This is a genomic window from Paenibacillus thalictri (assembly GCF_004307995.1).
GTDB classification, from domain to species: Bacteria; Bacillota; Bacilli; order Paenibacillales; family NBRC-103111; genus Paenibacillus_AF; species Paenibacillus_AF thalictri.
This window is the reverse complement of record NZ_SIRE01000019.1, coordinates 21,828-34,523: the sequence shown is the minus strand read 5'-3', so window position 1 is coordinate 34,523 and position 12,696 is coordinate 21,828. Positions and strand designations below refer to the sequence as shown.

Genomic DNA, 12,696 nt, shown 5'->3' with positions numbered 1-12,696 from the left:
TGCTCACTTGAACATGGTTTAATGGGCCTGGCTGCTCCGGAATCGGGTAGGCCGCGCACAGTTACTTTATTCGTGAAGAAGCATTTCTGACTACTTTCCGGGAGCTCAGAGAATGCTTCTTTTTTTGTTTGGGTCAAGTTTTATTGCACAATATGGTGGGGAAATGAGGTGCGTCTTATCGCAACGTGGGATTTATCGGGGACCCGGTATCATGTATTCATATGCAACGGGGGCAGCTGCATGCGCAAGCAAGGGGATGAAGTGACGCTCGCCATCCGGGAGGAAATCGCCTTACATGGCGCTGATGATTTAATTCACACTACGAGAACGAGGTGCAACGGCCGCTGCGAAGACGCGTGTGTCGTTGCGGTGTATCCGGAGGGCATCTGGTATAAAAGCATGACCCCGGAAACCGGGAGACAGCTCGTCAAGGAGCACCTGCTGCAGGGACATCCGCTGCGCGAACAGATGGCCTATTCGTATCAACAGGACCGTTTTGTCCCTACGGGAAACGGGGCGCAGGGCGTGCGGCGAACAACGGCTAAACCGTAGCAATCGTAGGACATCAGGTTAAAGTCGATCAAGAGGTCATGTGCCGCCGTACCTCGCGTCGGAAGCAGCGAGAGCCCGAACTAACTTATTGCATGAGAAAGGAGGGAGGGATTTCCTTGACGTTACAGCAGCTGAAATACGTAATTGAGGTCGCCAACCGGGGTTCCATTAACGAAGCGGCCAAAAGGTTGTTTATTACGCAGCCGAGCCTTTCCAACGCCATCAGGGATTTGGAGGAGGAATTTCAGCTTACGATATTTGAAAGGTCTAACAAAGGGATCACGTTGTCGAAGGAAGGCGTGGAATTTTTAAGTTATGCGCGGCAGGTGGTCGAGCAAGCGGAATTGCTGGAAAGCCGTTATCTCAACGCCAAACCTTCGCCGCAGCATTTTTCCGTCTCCACCCAGCATTACGCTTTTGCCGTAAACGCGTTTGTCAGTCTTGTTCAAGAATACGGGCTGGATGAATATGAAATGGCTTTGCGCGAAACGAAGACATATGAAATTATCGAAGACGTGCGCAGTTTGCGGAGCGAAATCGGGATTTTATATGTAAACGAGTTTAACGAAAATGTAATCAACAAGCTGCTTAAGGATTCCCACTTGCAATTTAACAGCTTGTTTACGGCCAAACCTCATGTTTTTGTCAGCATTAGTAATCCGCTGGCCGGTCAAAAAATCGTGACGATCGAACAGCTCCAGCAGTATCCGTACCTGTCCTTCGATCAGGGAGAATACAATTCGTTCCACTTCTCGGAAGAGATTTTGAGCACGATGTCCCATAATAAAAGCATCCGGGTGAACGACCGGGCTACGCTGTTTAATTTGCTGATCGGATTAAACGGATATACGATATCGACAGGTGTGTTAAGCGCGGACTTAAACGGGAATGAAATTATTCCCGTTCCATTGGATTGCGAGGAGACGATTCATGTCGGCTGGATCTCGCATAAAAATACGGTGCTGACCAAGCTGGGAGCATCCTACGTCGAAGCCCTGAAGCAGGCGATCGCCCAATAAAACCAGTTGTTACATTGGAGCACGGATGGTTATGAATCCGGCTCTTTTTTGCTTTTCGGGGCGGTTGTTTCCAGAGTGAACAGGCCCAGCCAGCGTTCCCGCGCTTCGAAAGATGCGTAATCGAGGTGAATGATGAGTGTCTCGATATCGTCGAGGGATAAATTGTGGATCATCGCGGCAATCATTTGTTCATCTTCCACATGATTTAACAAATGAACCAGCTCATAACGCATCGGTTGCCCTCCTGTTCGAAACATTCCTCCGCTTTGTTGATTCATTGTATTGTCGCAGGGCGGATTTCATGATAAACGTAACGCGGTCAAACGCTGACAAGATAAGTTGAACCAAAGAATGCCGGGAATGGCAGAGTGAAATGGAGAAAGGGGATGGTCTTGCCAGCGAGTTTTGGCTTTGAATTCCTACAAACCGCAGGCCCATTTCATCAAAGGAATTCAATACAAGCTGTCTGAAGCGGGCAAGACTATCCCTTTCGGAATGAAACGGACTTCAAATCTTTGGTTCAACTTATAGAGATAAGCGATATAGCCAAAAGCTATGACCAGATATATGTTAATCGAATTACGCTAACCAAGCGATGATGTGATAACTTTTATCTAACAAATGTGAAGAGGGGTTAATCATCATGGCAAAAAGCAGTGTATTGGGATATCCGCGTATCGGTGCGGACAGAGAATGGAAGAAAGCTCTTGAAGCGTTTTGGGCGGGCAAACTTGAAGAAACGGCGTTTCAAAGCCAACTGCAGGACATTCGTTTGAATCATCTGCGCAAGCAGTCGGAAAAAGGGATTGACCTGATCCAGGTTAATGATTTCAGCTATTATGACCACATGTTGGATACGGCCGCGATGTTTGGCATTATTCCGCAGCGGTTTGCTTATACAGGCGGCGTAGTGCCGTTGTCCGTATACTACGGGGTTGCCAGAGGAACTAAGGGTGCTACGGCAAGCGAAATGACGAAATGGTTCAACACGAACTATCACTACATCGTACCTGAGCTGAATGGCGCATCGCCGGTGCTGACTGAAAACAAGCCGCTGGCCGCTTACCGTGAAGCCAAAGAGAAGTTGGGGATCGAAGGAAAGCCGGTCCTAGTCGGGCCATTGACCTTCCTGAAGTTGTCCAAAGGATACAGCGCCGCCGAGTTCGACGTTTGGTTGGACCGCTTGCTGCCGCTTTACATCCAAGTCCTCCGCGAACTTGCGGAAGAAGGCGTCCAGTGGGTACAAATCGACGAGCCGATTGTCGTCACCAAGCTGAGCGGGGATGACATAACGCGTCTGCAAAAAATCTACGGCACGTTTGCCGCTGAAGTGCCAGGTTTAAACATCATGCTGCAAACGTACTTCGAGTCGGCAGAACATTACGGCGACATCGTCGCATTGCCGGTCCAAGGCATCGGTCTTGATTTTGTACACGGCTTCGCAGGCAACATCAAGTCGATACGCGAGCAAGGGTTCCCGCAAGATAAAGTGCTTGGCGCGGGTGTGATCGACGGCCGCGGTATTTGGAAGGCGCACCTGGGAGATAAATTAACGCTGTTGAAAGAACTGGCCGGATATGTCACGCCGGACCGGCTTATTGTACAATCGTCCTGCAGCCTGCTGCATGTGCCGGTCACTGTAGAACGCGAGACGAAACTTGACGCCGAGCTGAGAAATGCGCTTGCTTTTGCCGAAGAAAAGCTGGATGAGCTTGTGTTGTTAACGAAAGCGATCTCCTCTGACGGTGTGGACGTTAGCGCCGAATTGGCCAAAGCCAATCGTACCGTTGAAACGCTCCAGCAATCGGAAGCGCGCAACCGCCAAGACATACAGCAAACTGTAGCGGTTATCAGCTCCAAGCAGCCGGTTCGTTCCCGTCCGTTCTCCGAGCGGTATGAGGCTCAGAAGGCCAAATGGCAGCTCCCGCTTCTGCCGACAACAACGATCGGCAGCTTCCCGCAAACGGCAGAGGTGCGCAAGGCCCGTCAATTATGGCGCAAAGGCGAATGGACAGGTGAGCAATATGGCAGCTTTATTCGCGAAGAAATTGATCGCTGGATTAAACTTCAAGAGGAGATCGGTCTCGACGTTCTCGTTCACGGCGAGTTTGAACGTACTGATATGGTTGAGTTTTTCGGCGAGAAGCTTGCCGGATTCGCTTTCACGCAGAACGGCTGGGTTCAATCGTACGGCTCCCGCTGCGTTAAACCACCGGTTATATTCGGTGATGTCGCTTTTACCGGAGAAATGACCGTAGAAGAAACGAAATATGCGCAATCCCGGACGAATCGCCCTGTCAAAGGCATGCTGACCGGACCGATTACGATCATGAACTGGTCATTTGTCCGCGACGACATTTCGCGCGAGCAAATCGCTTACCAGCTGGCATACGCTCTGCGTCAAGAGGTTGAAGCGCTGGAACAAGCGGGCATCGGCATGATCCAAGTTGATGAACCTGCCGTACGCGAAGGACTTCCGCTGAAGGAAGAAGAACAGGCCGGTTATCTGGCATGGTCGGTCAAATCGTTCCGTATTGCGACCTGCACGGTTCAGGATACGACGCAAATTCATACGCATATGTGCTACTGCGAATTCCACGATATGATCGATTCCATCGAAGCGATGGACGCCGACGTTATTTCCATCGAAACGTCCCGTAGTCACGGCGAGCTGATTCATAGCTTTGAGCTGAATACCTACAAGCTGGGCATCGGTCTGGGCGTATACGATATTCACAGCCCGCGTGTACCGGATGTGACGGAAATGACCGGCATGATCGACCGCGCATTGCGGGTGCTTGATCCGAAGCTGTTCTGGATTAATCCAGACTGCGGTTTGAAAACGCGCGGACAAGAAGAAACCGTAGCCTCTTTGCGCAACATGGTGGAAGCAACTAAGCAAGCACGCGCGCAGTACAACGCCACCGAACTCTGAATTCCTACCATCCAGGGATGCGCATCCGGCAAAAACGGCAGCGCATCCCTCGCTGCTAGTGGAATCGATAACACCGAACGAAGGAGATATGTATTGTGGAACAGCTGCGTAATCAAGATCCTAAAATTGTTGAGGCTTTGAATTTGGAATTAGGCCGTCAACGCGACAAAATCGAGCTGATCGCTTCGGAAAATATAGTCAGCGAGGCCGTCATGCAAGCAATGGGCACGGTGCTGACCAACAAATACGCGGAAGGTTACCCGGGGAAGCGTTATTACGGCGGCTGCGAATATGTCGATGTTGTGGAAGATATTGCACGCGACCGCGCTAAGCAATTGTTCGGCGCTGAACATGTAAACGTCCAGCCGCATTCCGGCGCGCAGGCCAACATGGCCGTTTATTTGGCAGCGCTCAAGGCAGGAGATACGGTGCTTGGGATGAATTTGGCGCACGGTGGTCATTTGACTCACGGCAGTCCTGTTAATGCTTCAGGGATCTTATATAACTTTGTTTCGTACGGAGTGAGCGAAAGCGACTCGCGAATCGACTATAACGAGGTTCGCAAGCTGGCTTTCAAACATAAGCCGCGTATGATCGTAGCAGGGGCCAGCGCATACCCCCGAATTATCGATTTTGAGGCGCTTGGCGCAATCGCTAACGACGTAGGGGCGCTGCTGTTTGTCGACATGGCGCATATTGCCGGGCTGGTAGCCGCAGGCCTCCATCCGAATCCGGTTCCGCACGCTCATTTCGTGACCACAACAACGCACAAAACGCTGCGCGGACCTCGCGGCGGGATGATTTTGTGCCGCAAGCCATGGGCGGCCGCCATCGATAAAGCGGTATTCCCGGGCACTCAAGGCGGACCGCTGATGCATGTGATTGCCGCCAAAGCGGTTGCCTTTGGCGAAGCGCTTCAGCCGGAGTTTACCACCTACGCACAAAATGTCGTAAGCAACGCTAAAACGTTGTCGGAAGCTTTGCTGGCCGAAGGCATTAACCTGGTATCCGGCGGCACGGACAACCACTTGATGCTGATTGATCTCCGCAGCCTCGGCATTACCGGTAAAGAAGCCGAGCATTTGCTCGATGAAGTCGGCCTTACCGTCAACAAAAATGCGATCCCTTTTGATCCGGCCAAACCGATGGTAACAAGCGGCGTTCGGATCGGCACGCCTGCGGCAACCGCCCGTGGCATGGACGGAGAGGCGATGAAGAAAATCGCCCAGATCATCGCATTGACTTTGAAAAATCCATCCGACGCAGCGGTTCATGACAAAGCGCGCGGCATGGTTAGCGAATTAACTTCACAATTTCCGCTTTATCCGGGTTTGAGCTACTGATTGCTGGAATACGACAGGCTGGCGCCGATGCGAGGCCACTGAAAAAGTGAACGCTGCATGAGCGAATCATGCTTACGATCGCCAATTGTCCCCAAATTTCTTGAATGATACCTGCTGAAGCAGGTGAAATTCGGGGACAAAAGCGAACGCTGGTGCTTCTCCAGCATGATTTCGCTCACTTCGCTACTTTTTTAGTGGCCTCCGCCGATGCGCCGGCTTTTTTTGCAATGAGAAAGAGAATCTTTTGAAATAGCAAATAAAGGATACTATTCCCTCCATCGCGAATATGAATACAATCTCTTAAGCGCACGTATCGAGACAGAGGAGGGTTCCGATGTTTTCTTATAATGTAAACGAGGAAATTCAATTAAGGCTTCTAGAGCTTAGACACACCGATGAGTTATTTGCATTGACGGACGGCAATCGCGAACAATTACGGCAATGGCTGCCTTGGGTCGATGGAACGGTCGATACGGAGCATACTAAACGTTTTATCCAATCGACTCTTGCTGCCTTTGCCGGCAATAACGGCATACAAGCGGGGATTTTTTACAAAGGGAATATGGCCGGCTGTGTTGGCTTGCATGGAATCGATTGGGGGAATCGAAAGACATCGATCGGTTATTGGCTTGGTGCGGAATACCAAGGACACGGAATAATGACCAATGCCTGTGGGACCTTGGTGAATTATGTGTTTTCCGAATTAAATCTCAATAGGGTTGAGATCCGTGCAGCAGAATTCAATACGCGAAGCAGGGCTATTCCGGAAAGACTGGGATTCGTTCAAGAAGGTAAAATCAGACAAGCTGAATGGCTTGCCGATCGTTACGTCGACCACATTGTGTACGGGATGCTGAGAGAAGATTGGAGCATGAATGGACAAGCTTCGAATCGATTTGAAGTGGAAACCGATGAGTGATAAAGCGACTCGGTAATTTGAGTGTAAAGGATCGAGGGTATGATAGAACTTAACCATTATAGGAGACCCGACCAAAAAGTAATCGGAGAAGTTGCCGAACTGATCCGGCTGCTTACAGGTGATTGGTTTACCGATCTCGTGCGCGAGGAAGCCGAGAGGGATATGCTTTTTCAAGATGTCATGTGCCTGCGGATTGACGGGAGCGTTAAAGCATTTATTATTTTTACAAGCTGGGAAGGGATCATTCGTATTTCATTGATGGGCACAGACCCCGCACACCAGGGTCAAGGACTCGGCAGCCGATTAATGAACGATTTCGTCGATCATATTCAAACTTTAGGGTTCAAACAGATTGCGCTGTTGACCGTTCCTCCCGAAGTGAGGAGTTGTTATGAACGTACGATCGGATTTTACAGCCGGCATGGTTTTATTGTCTCAAACAGATATAAAGAGATACGGGCCGGCGGGGCTATTCAAATGGTCAGAAATTTATAATGCAGTTGTCAGGCCAGCCGATATACTTCTCCTCTAACAGAATCCATGTTTCCTCGATACAATCAAGACTCCTTCAGCAAAAGAGGCCGGCCAAAGCCCTGTCCCTTAAGCCAAAGGAGTCTGTTTTTTTTATGATGAGGCAATGATCTCGGTTGGCCCATTAAATCGCTGTTTTGAGTGATACAATTTGGCCCTCAACAAGATGGAAATCAGGCCTAACACCAAAAATAACAGACCGCTCCATACGACATGTTGAATGCCCATGTTCGAGATAAATAAACCGCCGATGGCCGTACCGATCGTAACGCCCAGATTTCCGAAAGCAACAAACAATCCATTGGCAAATTCGGGGGCTTCCGGTGCGGCCGAAGTGATCCAATATTGGCTGATGTTCAGTCCAAGAGTGAAATAAACACCCCATGCCAAAACGATTAAGATCATTGGAATCGAGAACATGCCGAGGAAATAAACGAGCACATAAATTGCTCCGAATCCGAATGGGAATAAAAGAGCCGTCCTGACCGCATTCAAGCTTAACCATTTGCCTGCCAGCAGATTGCCCGCGATGCCGGTCGCTCCGAACAAAACCAACATGACGCTGATTTCTTTGCCGGTCATGTGTGTAACTTTGTCCAAGTATTCCGCAAAGAAGCTGTACACGGCATACAATCCCGATAATACAAAAGCGGCAGTGGCCATGCTCAACCAAACGATCGGTTTCTTCAAGACACCCAGCTGTGTTCCATAGGAGAGTCTGCCCTGTACCGGCATGGAGGGAATAAATAGCAGTATACCCAAAAATGCTACGGCGTTAACTGCAGCAAAAAACCACATCGCAGCTTGCAGCGATACCACATCCGCAATCAGCGACGTAATCGGTGTTCCGATAACCATTCCGGCGGTAACGCCCATAAATACTTTTGATGACGCTTTGGCGGCCTGGTCTTTGCCTGCCGTTCGGGTTGCCGCTACAAAAGCTACGGAAAAATAAACGGGATGGAGAAACGCAGGGATAATTCTTGCGATCAAGAGCACAGTAAAGTTTGGCGCAAAAACGGAAAAAACGTTGGTAATAACAAAAACGCCAAGTACTAAGAGCAAAGTGGTTTTACGGTTTATCCCCGAAAACAATAAGGGCAAAAACGGCCCGGCAATTGCAACCGCCAATGCAAAAAGGCTGACAAGCAATCCGGCTTGAGATACATCGACGCTAAATTGAGCTGCGATTTGCGGCAAAATGCCGATAACGCCCATCTCGGTATTGATAATGCCAAATATGCCGAAAGCTAGAATATATACGAGTAATGAATTAGATTTTGCCACGAGTGAACTCATCTCCCATCGAGTTATGGTAACGCCAAGAAGTGCTGGATGTATAAAAATGTACACATCTGTACAGCTAGCGCATCCGAAGCGTAAGTATCACGACCGTTCATCCTTTCATTGACAATAGTTAGACGCTTGTATAACTATCTCATCGAAAAGAAAATTCGTCAAGTACCGGGATCTTCGTTTACTCGAAGCAATGCAGGTTGATTTTTGGGCAAAAAAAAGAGAGCCTTTCAGCTCACAAATCAAAAAAATTATTCGTTCTCGTTAATAGGACCAATTTCCGAGAGCCGGCATAAATAAGCGCGCAGGACATCCTGTTCAAGTACAAGACTCATAAATTTGCCTTCCCGAATACAATGAATCAAACCGGCAGTCTCTAATTCTTTCAGATGATGGGATATCGTCGCGGCGCTGACTTGGTGTGTAAGATGAAATGCGCTGCATGGCAGCGGTTCTTTGGCGGCGCCGATTTCTTTTAACATTTGATATCGGCGGGGTTCGGCCAGAGCGCGTGAAATTCTAGAGAACTGCTGATCGGATAAGTTTGTCATAAGGACGTCCCCTTCCTGAAGATTACGTCAAATGTGAAGTATACCTGCTTCACTTAGTTTGTTGCTTTATCATTTTCATAACCTATCGTTGTTTGGGTAGATCTATCGTCTTTGCACATAGCTAGAGCTTATAAATACATACGTTTGATATGGCAGTAGTACAATCATATCATATCCGTCTTTAAATTTCGCGGATATATGCAGGCACGAGCGTTTCCCGGATCGCTGGCGTTTCCGCGTAACTGAATGATGATCTTTTTTTTCCAAATTTGATTTGAAAAAACGTCAAGACTGTGATAACATGCTCGTAATACAGATTTGAAAAGCGAAGAAGAGAAAAAAGCGCAGCGGCTCTTATGTCCAGAGAGCGAAGGGGAAGCTGAAACCTTTGCCGTAATCCATTGTGCGAAGTCGTCTCGGAGCTTTTGACCGAACATTCATCCGGCCGCCGGATGCGATAAGTAGACTCGAACGGAATGGCACACGTTATCGTGCTGCAGGTAAGAGCTCTCTTACCTCATAAGGCTTGGAATCGCGAGATTCCGGCAAACCAGGGTGGTACCGCGAAAAATAACCCCTTTCGTCCCTTTGGCCAGGCACAATGCTGCTTGCCGGGATGAAAGGGGTTTTGTTGTTTATATACGCCAAAGCGAAGAAGAGAAGAAAGTGCAACGGCTCTTATGCCCAGAGAGCGAAGGGAAAGCTGAAACCTCCGCCTTAATCCATTGCGCGAAGTCGTCTCGGAGCTTTTGACCGAACATTCATCCGGCCGCCGGATGCGATAAGTAGACTCAAACGGAATGGCACACGTTATCGTGCTGCAGGTAAGGGCAACCTTACCTCATAAGGCTCGGAATCGCGAGATTCCGGCAAACCAGGGTGGTACCGCGAAAAATAACCCCTTTCGTCCCTTTGGCCAGGCACAGTGCTGCCTGCCGGGATGAGAGGGGTTTTGTTGTTTATACACGCTAAAGCGAAGAAGAGAAGAAAGCGCAGCGGCTCTTATGCCCAGAGAGCGAAGGGAAAGCTGAAACCTCCGCCTTAATCCATTGCGCGAAGTCGTCTCGGAGCTTTTGACCGAACGTCGGATTCCACCCTAACGGGAAACGATAAGTAGACTCAAACGGAATGGCACACGTTACCGTGCTGCAGGTGAGAGCCATCTCACCTCATAAGGCTTGGAATCGCGAGATTCCGGCAAATCAGGGTGGTACCGCGAAAAATGACCCCTTTCGTCCCTTAGCACGGCAGATTTTGCTGTGGCTAGAGACGAGAGGGGCTTATTTATTTCGGAGGTGGAGTTTTGTGGAAAAATCATTTGAAAACCTTGGAAATGCCGAGCTGATTACCGGATCCGAGTGCTTGCTGCGTTGTTTATTGTTGGAGGGGGTGGAATGTGTATTTGGCTACCCCGGGGGTAATGTTCTTTATATTTACGATGCCATGGTTGGAAATCCCGAGTTCGCGCATTGTTTGACAAGACATGAGCAAGGGGCCATCCATGCCGCAGACGGTTACGCCCGCTCGACCGGAAAAGTAGGGGTGTGCATTGCCACCTCGGGACCCGGCGCAACCAATTTGGTGACAGGCATTGCAACGGCTTATATGGACTCGGTACCGCTTGTTGTCATCACTGGCAATGTTCCGACATCCGTCATGGGCACGGATGCATTTCAAGAAGCGGACATCATCAGCATCACGATGTCGATCACCAAGCACAGTTACCTTGTTCGCGATGTAAACGAGCTTCCGCGTATCATTCATGAGGCGTTTCATATTGCAAGCACGGGGCGTAAAGGTCCGGTATTGATCGACATTCCGAAGGACGTGTCAAATCATCAGCTGTTATTTCGGCCTTCCGACCGTCTGGACATACGTGGTTACAATCCCGAGACGGAGTTGAATCACTCCGAAATCGACAACCTGCTCCAAGCCATTACGGAATCGCATAAGCCTGTTATTATCGCCGGTGGGGGAGTCGTTTATTCGAATGCCGCGGCGGAGCTGCTGGAGTTCGTAAAGAAGACAAACATTCCCGTAGTGACAACGCTGCTGGGGTTAGGCGGGTTCCCCAGCGCACACGAGCTTTGGCTTGGCATGCCGGGACACCACGGAGCTTATACAGCCAATATGGCTCTCCAGAACGCCGATCTGATTATTTCCATCGGTTCGCGGTTTGACGATCGCCTGACGATGAAAGTGAGCGGATTTGCTCCAAGCGCCAAATGCATTGCCCATATCGATATCGATCCGGCAGAAATCGGCAAAAACGTTCATACCGATATTGCGTGTGTCGGAGACATCAAAGCGGTTTTGAGTTATGCAAATACAAAAGCGCGTCCGGCTTTGTCCGATGGCTGGATGGATAAGCTGCGGCAGGACAAACAAAATTACCCGATAAGGTATAAAGATTCCGAGACGGAGCTCAAGCCGCAATATGTGCTGGAATTGATTCATGAGACAACGCAAGGGGAAGCGATTGTTACAACGGATGTAGGCCAACACCAGATGTGGGCGGCGCAATTTTACAAGTTTAAGCATCCGCGTTCGATGATCACCTCCGGAGGTCTTGGAACGATGGGATTCGGTTTTCCCTCGGCCATCGGCGCGCAGTTAGGAAACCCTTCACGGCTGGTCGTTTCCATAAACGGAGACGGCGGCATGCAGATGTGCGCACAAGAGATGGCGATTTGCGCGATTCAGAACATACCGGTCAAAATTGTCGTTTTGAACAACCAAGTATTGGGGATGGTCAAGCAGCAGCAAGAAATCATTTACGAGAAGCGGTACAGTCAAATCGATCTTGCCGGCAGCCCGGATTTTGTGAAGCTTGCCGAAGCGTACGGCATTAAGGGACTTAAGGCCGGAAACAAAGAAGAAGCTAGGCGAGTGTGGCAGGAGGCTTTAGAAACGCCGGGTCCTGTGCTGGTGGAGTTTATCATCCCAAAAAACGAGAACGTATATCCGATGGTTCTTCCCGGAATGGCATTAGATCAAATGATTATGGGGGATTTTGAATGATGAGTAAACATACTGTATCCGTATTGGTTAACGATCAGCCCGGGGTACTGCAGCGGGTTTCCGGTTTATTCGGACGGCGCGGCTTCAATATCGACAGCATTACCGTAGGAAATAGCGAGAAGGCCGGCATATCGCGGATGATCATAGTTACGTCCGGTGATGAGCGAACGATTGAACAGGTGGAAAAACAGCTTTACAAACTGATCGACGTGATCAAAGTATCGCATTTATCGTCTGAACCGATGGTAACCAGAGAATTGGCGCTTATCAAAATAAAGCTGGAGCCGGACAAACGCCCGGAAATCGTAAGTATCGTCAGCACCTTCCGTGCTGCCGTCATCGATATCGGCTCCAACAATCTGATCGTTCAAGCTGTCGGAGATTTCGAAAAAATAGAAGCGCTGATACACCTTTTGGAGCCATACGGAATTTTGGAATTGTCGCGCACCGGGGCAACGGCTATGATTCGCGGCTAAAGGAGCGCTAGGTCAAAAAACGGCACTGTCCTCAAGGGGGAGGCCACTGAAAA

Annotated in this window: 11 protein-coding genes; 8 read left to right on the top strand and 3 right to left on the bottom strand. The window is 49.5% G+C overall.

Annotation, left to right across the window (positions count from 1 at the left end):
- Positions 1 to 177 precede the first annotated feature (177 nt).
- On the top strand, positions 178 to 552 hold the full coding sequence (locus EYB31_RS24750) for a (2Fe-2S) ferredoxin domain-containing protein (RefSeq protein WP_131016267.1): 375 nt from the start codon (positions 178 to 180) through the stop codon (positions 550 to 552).
- 116 nt (positions 553 to 668) lie between these two features.
- Positions 669 to 1,571 carry a LysR family transcriptional regulator gene (locus tag EYB31_RS24745; protein ID WP_131016115.1) on the top strand — a complete coding sequence of 301 codons (903 nt, stop codon included), beginning with the start codon at positions 669 to 671 and terminating at the stop codon, positions 1,569 to 1,571.
- A 29-nt stretch (positions 1,572 to 1,600) separates the two neighbouring features.
- On the opposite strand, the gene EYB31_RS24740 is transcribed toward EYB31_RS24745, so the two are convergent.
- Positions 1,601 to 1,804: a hypothetical protein gene (locus EYB31_RS24740; RefSeq protein WP_131016114.1), complete on the bottom strand. Its 204-nt coding sequence runs from the start codon at positions 1,802 to 1,804 to the stop codon at positions 1,601 to 1,603.
- Positions 1,805 to 2,214: 410 nt separating this feature from the next.
- Between EYB31_RS24740 and metE the strand changes: the two genes are divergently transcribed.
- The 4 genes from metE (at position 2,215) to EYB31_RS24720 (ending at position 7,263) form a co-directional block, all read left to right on the top strand.
- Positions 2,215 to 4,506, top strand: a complete 2,292-nt coding sequence (metE, locus tag EYB31_RS24735; RefSeq protein ID WP_131016113.1) for a 5-methyltetrahydropteroyltriglutamate--homocysteine S-methyltransferase — start codon at positions 2,215 to 2,217, stop codon at positions 4,504 to 4,506.
- 95 nt (positions 4,507 to 4,601) lie between these two features.
- Positions 4,602 to 5,849 carry a serine hydroxymethyltransferase gene (locus tag EYB31_RS24730; RefSeq protein ID WP_131016112.1) on the top strand — a complete coding sequence of 416 codons (1,248 nt, stop codon included), beginning with the start codon at positions 4,602 to 4,604 and terminating at the stop codon, positions 5,847 to 5,849.
- A gap of 334 nt (positions 5,850 to 6,183) precedes the next feature.
- Entirely contained in the window at positions 6,184 to 6,768 is a 585-nt protein-coding gene (locus EYB31_RS24725; protein WP_131016111.1) for a GNAT family N-acetyltransferase, read from the top strand.
- A gap of 39 nt (positions 6,769 to 6,807) precedes the next feature.
- Positions 6,808 to 7,263 (top strand): GNAT family N-acetyltransferase, encoded by a 456-nt coding sequence (locus EYB31_RS24720; protein ID WP_131016110.1) that lies wholly within the window; start codon positions 6,808 to 6,810, stop codon positions 7,261 to 7,263.
- Positions 7,264 to 7,392: 129 nt separating this feature from the next.
- Here EYB31_RS24720 and EYB31_RS24715 read toward each other — a convergent pair whose 3' ends face one another.
- The gene (locus tag EYB31_RS24715) at positions 7,393 to 8,586 is read right to left on the bottom strand and encodes an MFS transporter (RefSeq protein WP_131016109.1); all 1,194 of its coding nucleotides are present in this window, start codon (positions 8,584 to 8,586) and stop codon (positions 7,393 to 7,395) included.
- 260 nt (positions 8,587 to 8,846) lie between these two features.
- Entirely contained in the window at positions 8,847 to 9,146 is a 300-nt protein-coding gene (locus EYB31_RS24710; protein ID WP_131016108.1) for an ArsR/SmtB family transcription factor, read from the bottom strand.
- A 1,305-nt stretch (positions 9,147 to 10,451) separates the two neighbouring features.
- Between EYB31_RS24710 and ilvB the strand changes: the two genes are divergently transcribed.
- On the top strand, positions 10,452 to 12,167 hold the full coding sequence (gene ilvB / locus EYB31_RS24705) for a biosynthetic-type acetolactate synthase large subunit (RefSeq protein ID WP_240762816.1): 1,716 nt from the start codon (positions 10,452 to 10,454) through the stop codon (positions 12,165 to 12,167).
- On the top strand, positions 12,164 to 12,643 hold the full coding sequence (gene ilvN, locus EYB31_RS24700) for an acetolactate synthase small subunit (RefSeq protein ID WP_131016106.1): 480 nt from the start codon (positions 12,164 to 12,166) through the stop codon (positions 12,641 to 12,643). The genes ilvB and ilvN overlap by 4 nt, the downstream gene beginning before the upstream one ends.
- Positions 12,644 to 12,696: the final 53 nt, after the last annotated feature.

What these genes read in the sequence shown, in the direction of transcription:
- EYB31_RS24710 (WP_131016108.1), bottom strand. Translation starts at nt 9,146, where the DNA reads ATGACAAACTTATCCGATCAGCAGTTCTCTAGAATTTCACGCGCTCTG.
- EYB31_RS24720 (WP_131016110.1), top strand. Translation starts at nt 6,808, where the DNA reads ATGATAGAACTTAACCATTATAGGAGACCCGACCAAAAAGTAATCGGA.
- metE (WP_131016113.1), top strand. Translation starts at nt 2,215, where the DNA reads ATGGCAAAAAGCAGTGTATTGGGATATCCGCGTATCGGTGCGGACAGA.
- EYB31_RS24740 (WP_131016114.1), bottom strand. Translation starts at nt 1,804, where the DNA reads ATGCGTTATGAGCTGGTTCATTTGTTAAATCATGTGGAAGATGAACAA.
- ilvN (WP_131016106.1), top strand. Translation starts at nt 12,164, where the DNA reads ATGATGAGTAAACATACTGTATCCGTATTGGTTAACGATCAGCCCGGG.
- EYB31_RS24725 (WP_131016111.1), top strand. Translation starts at nt 6,184, where the DNA reads ATGTTTTCTTATAATGTAAACGAGGAAATTCAATTAAGGCTTCTAGAG.